This is a genomic window from Virgibacillus proomii (assembly GCF_018916875.1).
Lineage (GTDB): Bacteria > Bacillota > Bacilli > Bacillales > Amphibacillaceae > Virgibacillus > Virgibacillus proomii_B.
This window is the reverse complement of sequence record NZ_JAHLNO010000012.1, coordinates 32559-49509: the sequence shown is the minus strand read 5'-3', so window position 1 is coordinate 49509 and position 16951 is coordinate 32559. Positions and strand designations below refer to the sequence as shown.

24 protein-coding genes are annotated in these 16951 nt (G+C 42.4%); 5 read left to right on the top strand and 19 right to left on the bottom strand.

The window, feature by feature from the left end; all coding sequences use genetic code 11:
* From KQI21_RS05460 to KQI21_RS05400, 13 genes are all read right to left on the bottom strand, one after another.
* The gene (locus tag KQI21_RS05460) at nucleotides 1-288 is read right to left on the bottom strand and encodes a hypothetical protein (RefSeq protein WP_216483046.1); all 288 of its coding nucleotides are present in this window, start codon (nucleotides 286-288) and stop codon (nucleotides 1-3) included.
* A 3-nt stretch (nucleotides 289-291) separates the two neighbouring features.
* The gene (locus KQI21_RS05455) at nucleotides 292-666 is read right to left on the bottom strand and encodes a phage tail fiber repeat family protein (protein WP_216483045.1); all 375 of its coding nucleotides are present in this window, start codon (nucleotides 664-666) and stop codon (nucleotides 292-294) included.
* A 49-nt stretch (nucleotides 667-715) separates the two neighbouring features.
* A complete protein-coding gene (locus KQI21_RS05450; RefSeq protein WP_216483044.1) occupies nucleotides 716-1840 on the bottom strand; it encodes an SU10 major capsid protein in 1125 nt (374 codons plus the stop codon).
* Nucleotides 1841-1911: 71 nt separating this feature from the next.
* Nucleotides 1912-2658, bottom strand: a complete 747-nt coding sequence (locus tag KQI21_RS05445; RefSeq protein ID WP_253291310.1) for a phage scaffolding protein — start codon at nucleotides 2656-2658, stop codon at nucleotides 1912-1914.
* An 82-nt stretch (nucleotides 2659-2740) separates the two neighbouring features.
* Nucleotides 2741-4225 carry a phage portal protein gene (locus KQI21_RS05440; RefSeq protein ID WP_309245507.1) on the bottom strand — a complete coding sequence of 495 codons (1485 nt, stop codon included), beginning with the start codon at nucleotides 4223-4225 and terminating at the stop codon, nucleotides 2741-2743.
* A gap of 125 nt (nucleotides 4226-4350) precedes the next feature.
* On the bottom strand, nucleotides 4351-5403 hold the full coding sequence (terL, locus tag KQI21_RS05435) for a phage terminase large subunit (protein WP_216483042.1): 1053 nt from the start codon (nucleotides 5401-5403) through the stop codon (nucleotides 4351-4353).
* Nucleotides 5404-5609: 206 nt separating this feature from the next.
* Nucleotides 5610-6293 carry a hypothetical protein gene (locus KQI21_RS05430; protein WP_216483041.1) on the bottom strand — a complete coding sequence of 228 codons (684 nt, stop codon included), beginning with the start codon at nucleotides 6291-6293 and terminating at the stop codon, nucleotides 5610-5612.
* Nucleotides 6293-6751, bottom strand: coding sequence for a phBC6A51 family helix-turn-helix protein (locus KQI21_RS05425; RefSeq protein ID WP_216483040.1), 459 nt, complete (start codon nucleotides 6749-6751; stop codon nucleotides 6293-6295). Before KQI21_RS05425 ends, KQI21_RS05430 begins: the two co-directional genes overlap by 1 nt.
* 1014 nt (nucleotides 6752-7765) lie before the next feature.
* Entirely contained in the window at nucleotides 7766-8095 is a 330-nt protein-coding gene (locus KQI21_RS05420; RefSeq protein ID WP_216483039.1) for a hypothetical protein, read from the bottom strand.
* 259 nt (nucleotides 8096-8354) lie between these two features.
* Nucleotides 8355-8762, bottom strand: a complete 408-nt coding sequence (locus KQI21_RS05415; protein ID WP_216483038.1) for a helix-turn-helix domain-containing protein — start codon at nucleotides 8760-8762, stop codon at nucleotides 8355-8357.
* Nucleotides 8763-8826: 64 nt separating this feature from the next.
* Entirely contained in the window at nucleotides 8827-9024 is a 198-nt protein-coding gene (locus KQI21_RS05410) for a DUF5659 domain-containing protein (RefSeq protein WP_216483037.1), read from the bottom strand.
* A 53-nt stretch (nucleotides 9025-9077) separates the two neighbouring features.
* Nucleotides 9078-9230, bottom strand: a complete 153-nt coding sequence (locus KQI21_RS05405) for a hypothetical protein (RefSeq protein ID WP_216483036.1) — start codon at nucleotides 9228-9230, stop codon at nucleotides 9078-9080.
* Entirely contained in the window at nucleotides 9230-9652 is a 423-nt protein-coding gene (locus KQI21_RS05400) for a hypothetical protein (protein WP_216483035.1), read from the bottom strand. Before KQI21_RS05400 ends, KQI21_RS05405 begins: the two co-directional genes overlap by 1 nt.
* A gap of 239 nt (nucleotides 9653-9891) precedes the next feature.
* Between KQI21_RS05400 and KQI21_RS05395 the strand changes: the two genes are divergently transcribed.
* The 4 genes from KQI21_RS05395 (at nucleotide 9892) to KQI21_RS05380 (ending at nucleotide 11091) form a co-directional block, all read left to right on the top strand.
* Nucleotides 9892-10236: a hypothetical protein gene (locus KQI21_RS05395; RefSeq protein WP_216483034.1), complete on the top strand. Its 345-nt coding sequence runs from the start codon at nucleotides 9892-9894 to the stop codon at nucleotides 10234-10236.
* 69 nt (nucleotides 10237-10305) lie between these two features.
* The gene (locus KQI21_RS05390; RefSeq protein ID WP_216483031.1) at nucleotides 10306-10452 is read left to right on the top strand and encodes a ribbon-helix-helix protein, CopG family; all 147 of its coding nucleotides are present in this window, start codon (nucleotides 10306-10308) and stop codon (nucleotides 10450-10452) included.
* A gap of 85 nt (nucleotides 10453-10537) precedes the next feature.
* The gene (locus KQI21_RS05385) at nucleotides 10538-10762 is read left to right on the top strand and encodes a hypothetical protein (RefSeq protein ID WP_216483029.1); all 225 of its coding nucleotides are present in this window, start codon (nucleotides 10538-10540) and stop codon (nucleotides 10760-10762) included.
* Nucleotides 10763-10776: 14 nt separating this feature from the next.
* A complete protein-coding gene (locus KQI21_RS05380) occupies nucleotides 10777-11091 on the top strand; it encodes a type I-C CRISPR-associated protein Cas8c/Csd1 (protein WP_216483027.1) in 315 nt (104 codons plus the stop codon).
* Nucleotides 11092-11159: 68 nt separating this feature from the next.
* Here KQI21_RS05380 and KQI21_RS05375 read toward each other — a convergent pair whose 3' ends face one another.
* From KQI21_RS05375 to KQI21_RS05365, 3 genes are all read right to left on the bottom strand, one after another.
* A complete protein-coding gene (locus KQI21_RS05375; RefSeq protein ID WP_216483025.1) occupies nucleotides 11160-11429 on the bottom strand; it encodes a DUF2325 domain-containing protein in 270 nt (89 codons plus the stop codon).
* A 212-nt stretch (nucleotides 11430-11641) separates the two neighbouring features.
* Nucleotides 11642-12100 (bottom strand): sigma factor-like helix-turn-helix DNA-binding protein, encoded by a 459-nt coding sequence (locus KQI21_RS05370; RefSeq protein WP_216483023.1) that lies wholly within the window; start codon nucleotides 12098-12100, stop codon nucleotides 11642-11644.
* Between the two features lie 191 nt (nucleotides 12101-12291).
* Nucleotides 12292-13839, bottom strand: coding sequence for a DUF4942 domain-containing protein (locus tag KQI21_RS05365; RefSeq protein ID WP_216483022.1), 1548 nt, complete (start codon nucleotides 13837-13839; stop codon nucleotides 12292-12294).
* An 84-nt stretch (nucleotides 13840-13923) separates the two neighbouring features.
* Here KQI21_RS05365 and KQI21_RS05360 point away from each other — a divergent pair, with 84 nt between their 5' ends.
* A complete protein-coding gene (locus KQI21_RS05360; protein ID WP_216483021.1) occupies nucleotides 13924-14322 on the top strand; it encodes a hypothetical protein in 399 nt (132 codons plus the stop codon).
* Here KQI21_RS05360 and dcm read toward each other — a convergent pair.
* The 3 genes from dcm to KQI21_RS05345 are packed head-to-tail and all read right to left on the bottom strand — an operon-like array spanning nucleotide 14294 to nucleotide 16933.
* Entirely contained in the window at nucleotides 14294-16264 is a 1971-nt protein-coding gene (dcm, locus tag KQI21_RS17050; protein WP_216483017.1) for a DNA (cytosine-5-)-methyltransferase, read from the bottom strand. The two genes, KQI21_RS05360 and dcm, sit on opposite strands and share 29 nt — an antisense overlap.
* Entirely contained in the window at nucleotides 16261-16713 is a 453-nt protein-coding gene (locus KQI21_RS05350; RefSeq protein ID WP_216483015.1) for a DUF3310 domain-containing protein, read from the bottom strand. Before KQI21_RS05350 ends, dcm begins: the two co-directional genes overlap by 4 nt.
* Nucleotides 16700-16933, bottom strand: a complete 234-nt coding sequence (locus KQI21_RS05345; protein ID WP_216483013.1) for a hypothetical protein — start codon at nucleotides 16931-16933, stop codon at nucleotides 16700-16702. Before KQI21_RS05345 ends, KQI21_RS05350 begins: the two co-directional genes overlap by 14 nt.
* Nucleotides 16934-16951 lie beyond the last annotated feature (18 nt).

Below are 16951 nucleotides of genomic sequence, written 5' to 3'. Positions count from 1 at the left end.
TTATTTTTCTAACGTAGACTCCGCTTGTTCTGCTGCTTTTTTACCTTTTACCTTTTCGCCATTAGATAGTACGTACATTCCCCCGCCTACGTGTTCCGGGTAGGACTCTTCTTCCCCCGCCTGCTGTCCGTCATCAATGCGTTTAATAAACGGCTTGGCTTTCTCTAAAACGGCGATGTGGCTTGCGTTGTTAGTTACGTACAAACCTTCGCCGTTAAAAACGATGTGAAAACCGTCTCTTGTATATTCGTAGTTTGGTAACGTCTCAAAGATTGCTTTATCCGCCATCAATTACGCACCTCCGCCTTCTAACGCATCCAAACGTGATTTAATACCGTCTAATTCGGCTTTGAGTCCAGATACGTCAGCTACAGCTACCGACTCTAATTTGCTGTTTAACTCTGCTTGTAAGCCTGCGACATCGTCTATTTTTACGGATTCTAATTTACTGTCCAGACCCGCCTGTAGATCTTTAACATCTGCGATTACATGCGTATGTGCAGACGGTGCAAATTCCGAAGGCTTGTTTTTAACGTCCGCCCAAGTCACCGTAACCTCTCCGCCAGTGGACTCTTGTAATTGCTTTAATATGTCGCCTATTTTTAAATCGTTGGCTACGGGCATGGACACGTTAATCCGTTTAACTTCGTTTTCTGTCAGTGCCAAAAATATCGCTCTCCTTTCGTTTAATAGACGTCAATAAAGACGCCATGAATTAGTTAATTGTTTTTGAAATATTAGAAAGAATAACCATCGATTCTTTTGCGTTCTTAATTTCCCACCCTAATTCCGCACGTAGGACACGGGAGAAGTAGTCTCCTCCTGCTAGAGTAGCGTCTTGGTCGTAAACGCCAGTCAAGTAACGTGCTTTGATGTTATCGATGTTAAGTAGTAATGCACGGTCTTTAGGCATGTTCAAGTCAACTACTACGTTAGTAACTGCTCCGCCCGGTAAATCAGACATAAACGACATGATCTGATGCCCTGTTTGATTATCAGTACGAGTAGTGCGGATAGTATCACCCGCTAATGCAGTTACTTGGCGAGATACGTTAGGAGCACATAAGATCGTATTCACGCCTCCACCACGTTTAAATGCTTCCTCGATCCCATCGTTCAGCCTTTTAGCGTCTATTTCCTCCCCGCCAAAATCCTTGCTAAACGCTCCTTGCTCTTGCGCAAACGCAAACAAACCTCCTGATGTACGTGGTTGCTGTCCTGACCCTGCGTACTTACGTCCGTAAATTAACGAGTTGTTCATTTCTCGGATCATCTCTTCCAATCGTAGGTTAACTTGATAATCCAATTCATCTGAAACTCCGTATGTACTTACCATTTGTTGTGTACGAGATACAGATGCATAACGAGAAAAGATTTGCGAGTAGTTAAACGACACAATACGGTCATTAATTTCGTTCTTGCGGAATGTATCCTCGCCTTCTGGACGTGGACGTGAAATGATTTTTAATTCTCCGCCAACTTCAATAGCTTCCGGTGTGGTTGTGTCGTAACCACGTTGTACCGTAATCGTGTTGTTATCCTCGTCAATCGCAGTTACACGGAATACTTCAAGTCCGTTTTGTACAAGTGCGTTTACCGCAAACTTATCAGCGTCTCCTTTCTCGACTTCTACTGTGGTTGCGTCTGCCGCAGCTTTTGTTTTTACAATCGCGGTATCGCTATTTAAATAATCATTCTGCCACTCAAACTTAGTTTGAGTTAGTCGGTCGCCTGTGCCGATTAGACCGAAAAGTACCGGCGCTTTCTGTAGGATTACGTCTACATTAGCCTGCATATCCCTAATTTGTTGTTGAAAATCATAAGTCTGTGCTACTGCCATAATTTAATTTCCCCTTTGTTTTGTGTTTTTGTAATTAAAAAAGCCGCTTTAGTAGCGACTGATTCCGAGTTTTATTTGTTTTTCTTTTTCAATTCCTTTAATTCGTTAAAAATCCGTGTCACCTTGCCAGAATGGCGTTTATCCTTTAATGCTTCCGCCTGTGCTTCCGACAACTCTTTTTCCTTCGCCGCGATCTCGTCTACTGTAGGGTTGGTGTTAGGATTACTTCCGCCTTTTGCATCCGCCCCGATTGCTTGCTTAAATAACCACGGTTTACTTTCCTTAAACGCTGTCACAGCCTCCTCTACGCCAGTCACGTTTCCTTCTTCGTCCATCTCAATTTGCGACTTATCTAACAAAGCAAGTACATCGTTAGGGTCATTTGCATTTAACGCCCTAGCTACCGATTTGATTTCCGTATTGAGGATTCGGTTGTTCGCTGCTTCTTTTGCTTTTCTTGCCTGCTCTTCAGCTTCTTGCGCCTTTTGCGCAGCTTCCTCTTTTTCCGCTTGCAGCCGTTCGACCTCATCCATTTCTGCTTTTTTACGTTCTTCTTCCGCTTGTTTTAGCGTTTTCAATTCGTCCAGTTGCGCTTTAAGTTCATCTGCTGAGTTATAGCCCAAAGACTTAAACGACTTATAAGCGTCATTTACTTCCTTGAATCGCTCATACGGAATAGTGTTCGAAGGTTGTTGTGGTTCATGCACCTGTTCGGGGTTTTTCGTCTCCGCAGACGGGTTATTCGGTGCTCCTTCACTATTTGGTGTTTCTTCTGGATTGTCGTTGCTATCAGCAAAATATTGTAAATTCATCTTCATATTAAATACCTCCATAAACTCGTTTTTAACGTGTTCGACACGAGTGTAAACCTGCATAGTTTAATGTCATTTCGGACAAATCCTAAGTTTTTACTTCCTGTCTGCCGGGTCGTTCTGTTTGTTCCGCTTGTTCTAGATACGGGTCTTCGTTTTTTACTTTCCTTTCCCGCATCATTTCTCGCTCGGCTAGTATCTCCATTAGCTTAGCTTCTGCGTTCTCTTTACCACTACGTTTAATAGCTCCTTTAATGGATTCCATGTTACTAGCTATTTCATTACTTAACTGTGTAACTAATGCCATGCGATCTTTTGGAAGTGGTAGGTTAAATATAATTTCGTTTGTGTAGTCGTCTCCGACTTCCGTCAACAACTCTCGATCATACTTAAATCTCGGATGCTCTTGTCGGGCTTGCATATATCGTAAAATATATTCGTTTAACGTTTGTAATCTCGATTGCCATATAACCCACGACCGTTGCGTTTTCGAAATGATAGACGAAAACATAAGTTGCATAGCAACCTCGTTAATTCCGCCTGTTTTTAGTTCAGACGTATTTACGATCGGTACTTCGGACAGTTCATGTAGCGCTTTGTACATCCGGTCAAGGTACGTTTCTATTGCTTCCTTAAATTTAAAGCCAGATTCTATTCGCTCTGCATGAGGTTCACCGATTTCCTTGTCGCCGTCACCTAAATTCCACTTCGCTCCCGGACTTACACGTAGAGGGTTTTTAGGGTCTTCGTCTACATTTTTTAGTAACATAATCGCAAACATTTCAAACCGCAATGCATCGCTGTAGTCCGATAATTTCTTGTTAATTTCATCAGATACTCCGATCATCTTTTCTAATTCGGAGGTGCCTTGTAACGCTCCGGTTAGTTTGTCGGTTGGAATATGGACAACCGGAATAAAATCGAGCCCCATAGATTGGCGAGTTACCCGAGTATCAATAACATTTAATTCCTCGTTGTATATCGCTTCCTCTATTTCGCAATCATAATAACCAGATTCCTCGTCGCCTTTCCAGACGAGGTAGTACGACAGCTTCCAAAGTTTCGTCTCTTCTTCGTCTAAGTAAGCAATAAAGTGTACTTCTTCTAACTGATCGACGTCCCATTCGTTATGTACCGGAATAACTTCGGTTGAGGGGTGGAATAGTATCCGGATTGCTCCTCGTCTAGTATCGTAATGTAACCGGGCAAACACGCCCGTTCTCGTTATTGCTCGGTCTTTTGCGGCAGCTAATAACTTTTCGTGCATCCTATTTTCTTTCCATATGGTCGACAGTAGCTTTTCTTTCGACTTAGCACGATCATTAGCCGCTTGTTGCTCTGCGCTCGGCTCTGTTCCGTGTAGTTGAGTCGTGACGGGGTCGTCTACTATTTCGGGAGGCGCAGATACTTTCGGCTCTCTTTCGAATTGCCACGCCGCAATTGTGTCGACCATCTTACGTAAATAATTGATCGATAGTTCGGTGGGTTTGTAATCTAGTTCGGGAGGGACTTCGTAATCAGTCCACGTATCCCGATCGCCGTAATAGCGCTCGTACAGCTTTAATTCGTCCACAATTCGCTGGAACTCTTTTTCGCCTAGTGCGTATTGCATCGGATGTTTAAAAATTAATCCGTTAAGTAAATTTGGATCTGTTGTGATAGTTGCCGCCTCCTTTCGTTTTTACATCGTTAGTTTAGTTAGTATCGATATGTACCGACACTCCCGGCTTTCTTACGGTTTGTTTGCTGTGCCACTGAGTATGCCATTTGCACTGCGTCGGGAAAGTCGTCATGTTTGTGCATCGGGTACATTTCAAATTGGCTAAATTCAGCGCTATTCTTAAAGCGATTGTGAAACCGTAATTTTCCGTTTTGTATGTCAGGCAACATTCCTTCGATTCGTAATGCTTTTCTAGTACGTTGTTTGACCTGTTTTATACGTGTATGTGCTGGGTAACCTCTGGTGACTAGTCGCTCCGTCAATTTATCGGCGATAAACTCTTGCGCCATCTGAGCCTCAACCGCTATGTATTCGTACTGGTAACGTTCTGTGTACTCGACAACTTTGTCAATTAGTACGTCGGGGTGTATTCTTGCCATGTATGCGTCAACCAGATAACAGCGCCCTGTTTCTATGTTTCTAGCTATCGTTGCTATAACGGAGTAGTCCCCTTTTTCTTTTCCCATCGCAATATCTATACCAGCAAAATATTTAAATTTCTTATCTTTTATGTCTTCACTATTTACCCACGTGAATTGGCTGAGTTTAAATATTTGCCTTTCCTCGTCTGTCGGATTGTTTTGATACTCTTGATTAAACGCTTTTATTCCGTTTTCTTCTCGGATAACAATAAGTTCGTAGTAAGACCAATATCCCGGCCACAATATTTTAACGCCTTCTAACATCGCATCTTCGTTAGCTACGTAAAACTCCCTCGCCTTGTCGGCTGCATCTTTGTTGTCGCTCCTGTAAATCTCCCGCCACTTCTCCCAAAGCGTTTCATTCTCCGCAAAAGACTCAACCGCTGCGAACTTTTCGCTTTTAAAGTCCCGTCTTTCTTCGATGACATAATGTAACAGCGAACCATAACATAAGATCGTACCTAAATAAATGCAGATTCCATTTTTAGCCATCGCAGGCAACATTTCTTCGCGGAACCAAGACTTAGATTTTTCGATAAGTTCCGGAGTATTAGTAGATTCCTTCGACTCTAAATCGTCGAGGATGAAAAGGTCTGGTCGAGTATTCAAATTGTTATCGAACGGCTTTTTATCCGTCCTTCTATGTCTTCTTCTTCGACGTAGTTCAGCATATATTTTCGTCCTTGTAGGACGGCGCGGCCTCGTGGGACTGTTATTTCAAGTCCTATGCGTTGCCCCTGGCTTTCGCCTTCGGTTCGGGTCGGCGTCGCAGCTTCCCCGCTTAATTCCGCGCTTCTCACTAACTTGTTGCCAAGCTAGGCGGCAATTATTATACCGAATCTCAACCCTCTAGTTTGCGTTCCAAGACCTTTCGCTTCCACTTTTGTTCCGGAAGACGTAATATATTCGTACTTGTTGTCCAATTCGTTCATGGACGGTTTAACGTCCAAAAGCTCTCCGAAGTCTTCTCGGAGCTTTTCGTTTAACTTTAATTGGTATCGTCCCCATGTAATAAAGTCGCCTGCTACATCGGTAGTCTCAGAAAATAGAACAATGTATTTCCGCAGCCTATAGACGATTTGATGTATAAGGAATATATTCGATAGCCACGCTGTTTTTGCGTGCTGTCTGGGACACGCCCAAGCGATATGCCTATTTGCGAGTCCCTTTGTAACCTCGTCCAACATTTCGCATAACCGTTTATGAAATTCTGCCGAATTATGTACGTTAACCCCTTCCGGAATTAGATTGTCGGGGTTATCGGGGTTTCCATCCTCGGAAAAGTACGTCATCCCGAAATAGAGGACGTCGTATTCTCCTTTGTGTATTCGGTTTAGCCGCTTTAATTCGTCTAGGATGTTCTCTAGCCGGTCAAAATCGCTTGTTACCGCTTTTTTTCGTTTAATTAACTGCGTTAGGAGGCGTTTTTCTTCCGTTAGGTCGTTGATTAGATTTTGGCGTTCGGGATACGTTAGCCATTCGCCATTTATATACGCCATTACTCCTCGTCGTCTCCTTCCGCGTCACCTTCTGCTTCTTCGCCTAAACGAGCCAACAACGCTGCTCTGCGTTCGTCTAGCGTCTGTTCTCCGTCCCTACCGTCTTTAAGTGTAAGTTCGGACTTCGTGTCAAGCTCGCCTAAACGTTTCAAATATAGCTCTGTCATTTTCGTGTTCTTTTCCTTGTCGATGCCTTCGAGTATCCTCGCAAATACCATCGGAAGGCTTGACGTCATCATCTTGTTGGCGAGGTAGTTTTTATACGCGATAAAGTTGTCGTCGCGAGTCTCCCATTTATGTAAGCCTTGACGGGTCATTTTTAGTTCGTCCGCAATTTCGCCTTTAGTTTTCCGTTCCTTTGGGTCAGCAAATTCCCGCTCAACTAAAAGCATGGCGGCTTCTCGTTGCTTCGGTTTAAACTTCGATTCGTCGAAATTGTAGTGATTTCGGTTAGCCATTCGCAAGCACCTCCTTTCTGGCTTAGCTGGCGCAAGTTTTCAGCGCGTGTGAGCCGTTTTGGCTTGCGTAGGTAGTTTCGTATTGAATTCGTCGCAAATCCGTCACGACACGGTCAAATTAGCTTAAATACATGCGTCTGTTATCTCGGGTTACTTTCGCTTGTCCTATCGACTGTAATTCTGATATAATCACCGTGTATACTTCCGAAGTTTAAAATTTTGTAAGAAAATTGCGGAGGTCAGGCAAGCGGTAAACAAAACGAGCCACCCCGCCCCTGTTTTCGTTATACATTTAAGCGAATATAAATACGAAACAACTTCTGATAATATATCTTATGTCTACTAACGAAAAGTAAGTATAGTTGTCAACACTGCGTTCTCCCTCCGCGCTCTTCTTCCGCTTTATACACCATTTATGCAAGCGTTGATTTGACGGGATTTGTGCGTGCTGTCGTTCGTTTTATCGTATGATTGGATGCATAAATGACGCTGAAAGTTTTCGACCTCCTCGTCTCGTGAACGCGTTGCCCGATCTTTTAGCGTTACTATCGCACTACCTAACGTACTCTCCTAACGTACCCAATCGAATAAACTCCGCACATAATCCCGCAATAATCCACGCCAAATAACCCCGATAATACAGCCACATAATGGCGAAATATATCCGAATGGGTAAACGTCCATAAACGTCTTATAATCGCTCTGACACGACGTAATTCACCCGCACAAAATAACCTCCGAAAATAATCGGATAATTAACTCCGATACATTCCGAAATAATTCCTTCATTAAATAGCGAATAATCCTCGAAATAATTCTGCCCATAATTTCCGGGATAATCTCGCTAAATAATTCCGAAAAAATGCAGTCGAAAAATACCGGGATAATTCCCGTTTACAATTGCCGGAAAATACAGATGAAAATACATTCGAGTAATTCCGTCGAGATAAACTAAGTAATTACGTATATCTCCGCCTAGTACTTCGTTTATTCTACCGTCCTAAATCCTGCGTTTTATTCGCCTTCTTTCACTTCTTCGACAAGTAACTCGATAGCCGTATATTCGTCCATACCACCAGACGCTTTGTTAATCCGAACATTACATCGATCATACACTCGTAGGTTAACGACTCCTTCGCACTTATCCGTACTACCTATCGCTACATCGAACTGGACATTCCAAGCGCTACGTATTACATCATCTAATAAAGATATGTTATTCTCCGAAGGTACTAACATTATTAACGCTTTGTTTCCGTCTATTACCAAGTCCGTTGTATCTTGTAGAATAATACCGTTTAATACTGGTCTAATTGCAGAACTGATTTGCATTCGATTCGTCATATTGTCGTCTCCTTTCGTTTAAATACATCACTTATGTACTTATTATTTTCCGAAGTATCTTTTATATATTAATTAATTTTCGATATAAGCTGACCCTGCGCGTTAGCGCAGAAGCTTTTGTCTTTATCTATCTTCTTATTAATCAATATACTTATATATCAATATACTTAATATGTATCAGATGTACATTTGCAAACGGTCATATAGACGATTGCAAACGGTCAAATGACCCTTTGCTACGCTAAAGTGTTTCTCTTCGTCACAGCCAGTCGATAATGTCTCGCATCTCCCCGCTTAATTCTTCGCTTACATTTTCGTTCGCATCTTCGTTTACCTCGACTTCTTCCTTGTCTTCCTTCTTCCACTCGTCCGACAAACGGTAATGCAACAACGGCTTACCTCCGTATTTATTTGGCACTTTAACCGCAATTATAAATCCGTAGCGTACTAATTTTTCGATAGCCTCCGATAGTTTTCGGCGACCAATCGATAAATCCGACTGCATACGTTTCTTCGTCGGATAAGCAAGCCCTTTTAAATCTCCGTCCTTTACTCGGACATGCATTGCGATGTATACGTAAACTGCGAAGTCTCCGTAATCTAAATCGGTATCCGGCGCGAAGAATACACGCTTTACATCGTTATCAATCGGCGTGAAATTACGCATTCCTTTTTTACCCATAATTAATTCCTCCGTTTACTAGATTAATTTCCGTTAACTAATTTGCGACTTAGATACGCCCTTGTGACTTTGCCTGCGCCTTTCTAGCATCGTATTCGTCCAGCGCACGCTTTAAGTTGTCTGTACGCAAAAAGACCCACATACGCTTTCCTGTACGATTGTGGGACGTCTTATATTCGTATTTAAATCCACTTGCTTTCAAGAAGTGCATTAGCGTTGTTGAATAACAGTAAAAATACTTTTCCATTTACATACGCTCCTTTAGTTGACTAGTTATTCCAATAGGTGCAGTTTAACCCTTTAGTCGCTCGGAATGCCTTTTAATTCCGCTTTACAACCCCACTCGTAAATTTTCCACTGTAAATGCTCCCACTTGTCGCTGGGTATCGCGCCTTTATTAAGCTTATTAAGCAATATCTCCGATGCCTTTTCCAACGTAATTAATTCGCCCATTAGTCCGCCTCACCTCCGCGATTAGTAAACCGTACAATCACGAATTGATCGTCACCGTACGTTAATTCCCCGTTTTCAGCCGTCTTTGTTGTCGCGTGTATAATGCGATCACTAATACGCCAATTACCGTCGTTATATCCGCTTAATATCTCGAATACTTCGTCGAAGCTAATGTCGTGATAACCTCCGTATTTGTTTTGCGTTTCTACGTATGACTTTAGCGCGTCCTTAAGGCTGTCGAAATCTATTTTCATACTGTCCGTTTGTTCCTGCTCCTCCTGCAACTCACGCAAAGCCTGCGTTGCTTTACGTGCTTCGCGTTGTACCGCCTTTAGTCCGGTTAGTGTTTCGTCAATGTCGATGTGCTTGCCCCAATTTTCCGCCGTTACTTCGCGCGCTGTATCAGCCGCCTTGTCAGTCATGTAATCGTCCCCTTTTCGATGTACTTTTGCTATTTTAAGCAATAGAAAAGCCACACAGGTAAAACATTAAGTCTGTACGGCGTTTCCTCGTTATATATTCGTTTTTCTGGCGTTTATATAGACAACTAAACGGGAAAAAGTGAGCAAAAATAAGTTAAAAAAGTTTCGTTTTATGTATTGACTTGTCGTTACATTAAGGTTATAATGTAATTAAGATAAACAAACGGGAGGAAATCAAAATGACAAACAAAGTGGTGATGCAAAATGCATGGATGTTAGCACGTAAAGGAGTAAAACGTTTCGGAGGTAAAGCGACTGATTACATCGCCGAAGCGATGAGAATAGCTTGGAGAATGCATAAAGAACTTTTGGCTAAAAAAGGCGGTGACATCCTTAGTTTTGACCTATGGTTTATACGAAAAACTTGGGGACATGAAAGCATGGTTCAACAGAATAACGAATCCCCTCTATATATTAAAAGATCAACTAAAAAAGCACACCTTGTAGAAATGCACATTTTCGAAAAAGGGAATAAGTTTCTTTCGTCCGAAACTTTCTGGGTACCAAAATCCGTATGTATTTAAGTTCTGCTATCCAAGCATGGAAACAGACTGAGGAAAAAATAACACAAACCATATTTGGAGGATTAGTTTATGAAGAAAGTAAATTTCAATATCAGAATCGAAGAAGAGTTAAGAGAACAATTCAAAAAAACCGCTGAGGAAAACGTTCAAAACCCTTCCGCGCTAGTACGCAGATGGATTTCTGAATACGTAGAAAAACATAAAAAAGATTCTTAAAATGTATTGACATGTCGTTACGTTAATGGTATATTAGTATTAACAACAGGGGACGACATATAAAAAATCTTAGGAGGAAACAAAAATGGAAAAGATGTATCAAAGTATCAAATTTACAAAAGACGTTAAAGCAACGAAGCTGTTAGGTTATGGAAAAGATGAAGACATTATCATCCCTAAAGGTCACGAAATGGTTTTATTTGCTACCCAGTATGACATATACATAACGCTTTATTCCCCAACCGACATAAACAAAGAGCAACCATTACGGATAGATACGTCGGACATGCAGTATTCAGTTACATTATAATAGGAGGATTTAAAATGAATAGAGATCAAAAGTTTGGCAAGTTGTTGGCAATCGCCAACGTAATTAGCGGTAGAGTATTTGAGGGCGGTAAACCAACTATAGCGCAAAAGCATATGGCGCGTTTTAGTAAAAAGCCAGCCTACTCCTTCGAAAGGATTCACGCCGAAATTATGGAATATGCCCCTAAGTTTCAAGCAAGAGAAATGGAACTGCTAAATAAATTCCAAGAAATTTTGGCAGATATGGACGAATCGGAATTTAATAATCAAGAACTTAGTCCACAATACTTACATGCTTATTATAGCGAGCAAAAAGCACTTAGTAATTAATTGAATCCAGGTAGTGACTAACTAAGAAGTTGTTTAAAATAATTAAAGCCTGCTAAGCCGGGCTTTAATTATTTTATCTCATCTAAGATACGATGTATGTTAATTGATTTAGTATAATGTATAGGCTTTCCCTCTGTAATGGCGTGTGCTTTGGCTTTCCACATCGCCGCATGCGAGACAAATTTGGTTAATATAACCAACTCATCAGACTCGTTTAACAAAGCATCAAACTCACGACCTTGGTCAGTACCTCCATAAGTTAATATATCACACTCTGTTATTTGCTCAGCCTGTTCAGATCGGTTTCCGCCAATTATTCCAATGGTTAATCCCCGCAAGCTTCTTTTTTCTACCGCATCCGCTTTTTCAAATTCAATAGGAGTTTCCTCGATAACAGCCTTTTCGGGCTAAAGGCCGCCCGGAAGAAGGGAAAATAATATCTAAAGAGGACATTGAGTATATTGGATATGACTTTAAAGTATTGACTATGCATAAAGATGACTAATAACACGCAAATAAAGCCTACCCCACTAAAGGAGTAGGCGTATTTTTATGCAATTTTCTTTATTTTCATTAACGCATGCTCTATGTAAATACCGACTATACGTTTATGGCTTAGTCCCATCCGCTCAGCCGCCTGCTCCTGCGTCAATCCCTCGAAATAAACTAGCTCGACCGCTTCCCGTTGCCTAGTCGTCAATCCTGCGTTATCCAACAACGTAAGCACGTCCATTCCTACGGATTCCCTCTCGTAAACATCGTCAGCCACCGGAAACGGTATCCGATTATTACTTACACGCATTCCGCCTTGGTTGTCGGTATAACTTCGCTTAACCCTACCGTTTGCCTGCCGGTCTTTATATTCTAGTTCGCTATGTAACGTTGCCTTTTCGGCTCTCCTCCGTTCCTGAGCGTCGCTCATTACCGGATACTCTACGATACTCATTTTATCCGGATGACTCCACGTTAAATCTTCGTGTAGGATTAAATTTGCGAATCGATCGAGCATGTTCGCATCCCTAAACGCAATTGGAGCTCGGTCTCCCTTCCGCTCAAACTCCGCATCCTGCGCTAGGACGTAGGCGCTAACAGTCTCGTCTATCGCTTGGTTACGGGCAGGTTGCGGGAGTTCTCCGGCTCTTACTTGCGTGCATAGGCGGTTGTAGTCGTCTTGTAGGCGTTCTTTGTACGTCATTCCCACTACGCAACACCTCCGCCAACGATAAGCCCGCTCGACAAAACGCCGTCACCGAACTCCTTAACGACAAACTCCCGCGCCTTTTTGTTCGTTTTTACTTCGTCATCGGACGGAATCCAAGCGAGGTGACTGCCGCATATGTAATTAAGCTTGTTTAGCAAGTCAAGACGATTAAACCAAACGTGGATATTACCGTTGTTAAACATTTTAAACCGCAGTAAGTCGTTTTCAAACTCTCCTCTAGCTACGTAAGTAAATTCGTTTGACACGGAATGGTCGATTAACTGGAATGCCTTTACTATGTCCTCGATAAACTCCCTGACGTCCAAACACAATAAGCTGAAATCCTCTCGATAATCCCACTCGTCAAAACCGCCTCGTTGTATCGGAATGATGATCTTTTTGTTGATTTTGTAGGCGTTGTTTGTTTTCCAGCCGTCGTAGTAGTGAATATTAGTCGAATATTGGTTCATGTGGTATCTCGTAATACGCTTAAATATTGAAATAATAGAGTCGATTAACATTTCTTCTCGGTTTGCGCCTAGAGCAGTTAACAACGTTTTAATGTTTGTTATATTTATCTCCATTTCGTTTGCTGCTTCTAATTGGCGATTTAACTTCTGTCTTGACTCGTTTGTTAATAAAGCTTTAAATTCGCCTGTATCTAAAATTAATTCCCAATAAATCCGCCTTAAACTGTCTAGTTCATTGTTTAAATCCTCTGCGGTATATCCTTTTTTAGTCACATATGTAAAAGGAGAACCAATTTCCCCGTCTTTCTTGTTTACTTTACCAAAATAACTAAACAGAGAGGACTTATTACGCATAACCTTGAACGCCGTTTTAGCAACCTCGCACGCCTTTTCGTACTCAAGCACCAACCGTTCTATATCGTTAATTTTCGCCCGGACTTCGTTACTTTTAACATATGTAGATAGTGCCGTTTCCAACTCGTTAGGCTCGTTCTCGCTCCGCTTAATAAACGGAATACTATCATATATCGACTTACCTTCGCCTTTATTTACGATTACAACGTTAATTAATGCAATCTCTACGTCCGTTTTTCGTTCGGCGGAAGTAAAAGCGTCCTTTACGTATCTAATTTCGGCATCATAATCGTTTAGCTTGCGTAATAACTCTTGCCGTTTACTAGAATAAGCGTTGTCGAGCGTTTCTTTGTTCAAGATTGCGTATATTTCGCAGGAACTGATTTGCGCTTCCGCCAATTCTAGCGCTTTTAGTACGTGATCTACTCCGTTACTAAATGGCGGATTCATTACGATAAGGTCGTATTCTTTATACGTTTCATATGTGAGAAAGTCGTCCCATACGACGTTAATTCCTTCGCTCATTAGTAAGCCTGATAATCGACTGTCCTTTTCTATTGCGTCTATTTTTACATTACGGTTTAATTCTTTTATGTAACGAATCAAGTCACCTTTTCCGGCGGACGGCTCTAAAATTCTACCGCTTATATATCTAGTACCATTCATCAATTTATAAAACAACGCTTTTGGTGTAGGATAAAAATCTTTATTATCTTTAAACAATATACCGACTCCCTTTCTTTTGCGTTGACTTATCGTTTTTGGTGCGTTAAAATATATTTATCTTAAATTGAACGGAGTGTTAATATGTCCGAAGCTATTGAAGCTGCTACCGACTTGCTATCCGGATTTGAATTCGTCCCTTCCGACGGAGCGCCATTTATTACGCTGGATAAGCAACGCCGTTTTTACCTAAACGCAACTACCCGCAAGCTACTCGATATTAAGCCATACCATCGTTTATCCATCGCATATAATCCGGCTGAACGTGCCCTAGCCATCGTCAAACCTAGCGCACACTTAATCAACGCCGACGTCCATGCAAGTACAGCCCAATACGTTGTAGATAAGCGTTATTATTTGTCGGCACGCAGGTTTGCGAAGGAGTATGCGTATTCGCCAGAAAATGCTCCATATGAGTTTGCGTATGATCGAGGTAGCTCGGACGGTAATATCTTTATTTTTCGGCTTGCAAGTACGAAATAAGTCGTTTACCCAACGCCTCAATTACGTTAACCGTGACAGCATTCCCCGCCATTTTGTAACGTTGTGAGTCGCTGATGCCTGCTTGCTTGACTGCTTCGTGCGCTTTGTCTGGAAATCCTTGCAGTCGCCATGTTTCTAACGGTGTGAGTTTTCTTATTCTGTACCTCGCTTTTTGTACATCGGGTCTCCATACTTCTTGAATCTGATGTAATGTTTGTTGCAATATCCTAGACCCTTGTGCGGATTCCCACAAATTTTGCAAGTCTTTTTCCTGTGAGTTCGAATGTGGCATCCACGACATAATACTTCTAAGTTTTCCAGCGAGTTGTTTTTCCAATTCGAGTCTTTGTGGTGTACGTCCAGATTCTTCGTTGATCCACACTTCTCGCATTTCTCCGCATTCTTCAAGTCTCTCGCTCTTTTGTGCGCTGTCGTCCAACTCGGGTCTTTCGAAATCTGCCTCCCCGAAAACCCCTCCGACATGCAGATCACATCGCAAAACTTCCTTCGTTTGAAATGAAGCATCGATTCTAGATTCCCATTCGACCAACGTTTCCTCTCCAGCTTCTTCCCGCAACTTTCGCAGTATTTCAAAGGTGTCTCTTTCCTTTTTCTTGTCACTAAGATACTCCCCTCTCGAAAAAGCAACCCCATGCCTGTCTTGCGCCGTAAGCGTGAATGATTCTTCGCCGTCGTCCTTAAACCTGCGTCCGTTTTGGCGCTTGTTAAGACGGTCTGGCGTGAGGACTGGACGTACTTCCGTAGCTTCCGCAATCTTCGGCTGCCTATGTCCTCCACCCATTGTCGTAAGGGTTGGCGATACACCCTCCGCCGAGTAGACTCGGCGGAGTGCGTCATGTCCTTTAATGTCACAGTGCCCGACCATTTGTGGCTCTGCCACGTGTGTGCGTCGATGTCTATTTAACGGTATGTCGCTCGGACCCATACCCTTTGCGTAACTTGCGTCCACGGTAGGGGAAATATTGGAGTCCGTACAAATTCCGCTCACCTCTCCGTCTCTATCTATCGGGTATTTTACGTGTAACTGCGCAATCAACTTTGCCGTCTTTTCCTCGCTTAAATAATACTTCTCGTCGACTTCTGGCTCTAAAACGTCCCGTAACCTAGTCGTAACTTCCGTCTGCGTGGGCCAATCAAAATTAAATGTCTTTACATCTTCATAACCGCTAATCCTTCGCTTTCCTTTCGGAACAACAGTCGTTCCTTTAACGTCAGTCCACGGTTCATTCTCGATTAAATCCTCTCGAATACCTACGAGAAAAATCCGCTCTCTATTCTGCGGCACTCCGAAATATTTAGAGTTTAATACGTTGAAGTCTACACGATATCCGATGTCATTGAGCGTTTTAATAATCGTATCAAACGTCTTACCTTTATCGTGTCCGACTAATCCTTTTACGTTTTCTGCGAGGACTATTTTCGGTTTCTTTTCGTCAGCTATTCGTGCCATTTCAAAAAATAATGTCCCTCTTGCATCGTCAAATCCTCCACGTTTGCCAGCAACACTAAACGCTTGGCAAGGAAATCCCCCGACCAATACATCATGATCAGGAACATCTTTTGCCAACACTTTTGTTATATCTCCTACCGTTTTGTGACCGTATAATACCTCATAAGCTTGATTCGCAAATTTATCAATCTCGGAAGCTAGTACGCAAGTTCCTCCGAGTTTATTTAACGCCTGCTCGAATCCGCCTATACCGCTGAATAAAGATACGTAAGTAAACGGGATAGTTTTCGACAATAATCGTTCTCCTTTCGTCTTATATTCGTCGTAATCCTCCGCCAATTGCCATCCGACAGGTTCTACGACTCTCGGCTCATTTCCATGCATTTCTCTCCGTATTGTAGGAGATATATGTAACGGTTTTAAACGTTTATTAGTACGTCCTTGGTCGTCGATTAAGAAACGTTCCGTCACTCAACCCCCTCCGCCCGCTTAATCGCAAACTCTATGTATTTCGCTGCCTTCCGCAAGTCCTCTAGTGGGCTTTCGTGCTTAAACGGCGCACGGTACAAGTACTTCACCGCATTTCCGACGCAATAAGCGATATACCCATCGCCATACCCACTAGTTACGTCCTCTATGACGTCAATCGTTTCGTATTTTCCGTGCGTGTAGTGGGACGGGTGCTGGACTGCGTCGCCTTGATCTCCGCTTACTGTTACGCAATCTGTATCCAATATGTACGAAACTTCCCTATCGTCAGGATCGATTACCTCGTGAATCCTTAAGGTTTCATACGTAGATAAATCATCTTCATCTTCGTTATTATCTATAATCTCTGTACGCAGTACCTTAAATACTTTTCCGACCTTATCTTCGTACCACCAACGCCCATTAACGACTCTTATTTTATTCGTTTCCATCCGCAAACCCCTCCCGCAGTATTTTATTCCGATACTCATTTACGTCATTAGTCAGCGACCAACCGTCGCTATTACGTCCTGTTTCCGTAAGCCATGCGTCTACCAAATCCCGTAATTCCTGTAAATGCTCGACTGCTAACGAGTCACTGCCGCAAGCTATGTTGTATACCAAACCTGCGAAAATAACGTCTGCGGAATCTCGAATTAATCCAAGTGGCATAGTCTCTTTCACATCGTC

Coding starts and splice junctions, on each gene's coding strand:
- KQI21_RS05460 (WP_216483046.1), bottom strand. CDS start 288: ATGGCGGATAAAGCAATCTTTGAGACGTTACCAAACTACGAATATACA.
- KQI21_RS05450 (WP_216483044.1), bottom strand. CDS start 1,840: ATGGCAGTAGCACAGACTTATGATTTTCAACAACAAATTAGGGATATG.
- KQI21_RS05445 (WP_253291310.1), bottom strand. CDS start 2,658: ATGAAGATGAATTTACAATATTTTGCTGATAGCAACGACAATCCAGAA.
- KQI21_RS05430 (WP_216483041.1), bottom strand. CDS start 6,293: ATGGCGTATATAAATGGCGAATGGCTAACGTATCCCGAACGCCAAAAT.
- KQI21_RS05425 (WP_216483040.1), bottom strand. CDS start 6,751: ATGGCTAACCGAAATCACTACAATTTCGACGAATCGAAGTTTAAACCG.
- KQI21_RS05420 (WP_216483039.1), bottom strand. CDS start 8,095: ATGACGAATCGAATGCAAATCAGTTCTGCAATTAGACCAGTATTAAAC.
- KQI21_RS05415 (WP_216483038.1), bottom strand. CDS start 8,762: ATGCGTAATTTCACGCCGATTGATAACGATGTAAAGCGTGTATTCTTC.
- KQI21_RS05410 (WP_216483037.1), bottom strand. CDS start 9,024: ATGGAAAAGTATTTTTACTGTTATTCAACAACGCTAATGCACTTCTTG.
- KQI21_RS05405 (WP_216483036.1), bottom strand. CDS start 9,230: ATGGGCGAATTAATTACGTTGGAAAAGGCATCGGAGATATTGCTTAAT.
- KQI21_RS05400 (WP_216483035.1), bottom strand. CDS start 9,652: ATGACTGACAAGGCGGCTGATACAGCGCGCGAAGTAACGGCGGAAAAT.
- KQI21_RS05395 (WP_216483034.1), top strand. CDS start 9,892: ATGACAAACAAAGTGGTGATGCAAAATGCATGGATGTTAGCACGTAAA.
- KQI21_RS05390 (WP_216483031.1), top strand. CDS start 10,306: ATGAAGAAAGTAAATTTCAATATCAGAATCGAAGAAGAGTTAAGAGAA.
- KQI21_RS05385 (WP_216483029.1), top strand. CDS start 10,538: ATGGAAAAGATGTATCAAAGTATCAAATTTACAAAAGACGTTAAAGCA.
- KQI21_RS05380 (WP_216483027.1), top strand. CDS start 10,777: ATGAATAGAGATCAAAAGTTTGGCAAGTTGTTGGCAATCGCCAACGTA.
- KQI21_RS05370 (WP_216483023.1), bottom strand. CDS start 12,100: ATGCTCGATCGATTCGCAAATTTAATCCTACACGAAGATTTAACGTGG.
- KQI21_RS05360 (WP_216483021.1), top strand. CDS start 13,924: ATGTCCGAAGCTATTGAAGCTGCTACCGACTTGCTATCCGGATTTGAA.
- KQI21_RS05350 (WP_216483015.1), bottom strand. CDS start 16,713: ATGGAAACGAATAAAATAAGAGTCGTTAATGGGCGTTGGTGGTACGAA.
- KQI21_RS05345 (WP_216483013.1), bottom strand. CDS start 16,933: ATGCCACTTGGATTAATTCGAGATTCCGCAGACGTTATTTTCGCAGGT.